The sequence below is a fragment of the Aquimarina agarivorans genome (assembly GCF_000218485.1).
In the GTDB taxonomy this organism is placed as follows: Bacteria; Bacteroidota; Bacteroidia; order Flavobacteriales; family Flavobacteriaceae; genus Aquimarina; species Aquimarina agarivorans.
Window position 1 is genome coordinate 1 of the sequence record NZ_AFPB01000119.1, and the last position, 776, is coordinate 776.

1 protein-coding gene is annotated in these 776 nt (G+C 34.7%); it reads left to right on the plus strand.

Features of this window, described 5'->3' with window-relative positions; genetic code table 11:
* On the plus strand, positions 1–437 hold a 437-nt coding region (locus GMC_RS19270), incomplete at its 5' end, for a hypothetical protein (RefSeq protein ID WP_040472456.1).
* Between the last annotated feature and the right edge of the window lie 339 nt (positions 438–776).

Consider the following 776-nt stretch of genomic DNA (forward strand, 5'->3'; position numbering starts at 1 on the left):
GGCTGCATGGGATGTATCAACACCTGGTTGCTCAGGTAACCTGGTGGCATCAATTCCAACGAACCAAAGACCAGAAGGGACGGCTGCTAACAACAAAACAAGATTTACAATTAGCTTGTGATATCCTTTTTGAAACCATCATTTTAAAAGTAGATGAACTCCACGGAAGTCTACGACAGTTTTTTGAAAAGCTAAAAGAAGGTATTAAAAAGAAAGGCGAAGAGGAACTGTTTAATCGTTTTGATGTGAAACAGCTTACGGGATTAGGTAAATCACAAATCAATAGTTATCTAAAACAATTGGTAGAACTAGAGTATTTACAGCAGTTTGGTTATATCAATCGAGGATTTAAATACAAGATCGTGTACTGGGATAATCATAAAGCTTTGCGATCTAAAATAAAGCAAGAACTACAATCTCAAATTAATAAATTATAATTAGCGACCAGTAGTGACCATTTTTAAAATCGGTCGCCAAGGTCAATAATAAAAAGGTATAGCGCTTGCGACCGATTTAGTACTGGTCGCCAAAACACTGGAAAGCCTTATAAACCTTAGAAAAACTCTAGCGACCATAATTATTTTAAAAAGACTTAAGCGTAACCTTTTAAAATCAACCTACCGATGGATTATTTAAACACCTATCAGCAATATTTAACCACTATAGGATTACAAGAAAGCACCATCAAATCCAAAACAAAACACCTTTCTTATTATCTCGAATATTTAAAAGATATAGAAGTTCTAAAAGTAACTCCCCATCAAATCAAACTGGAC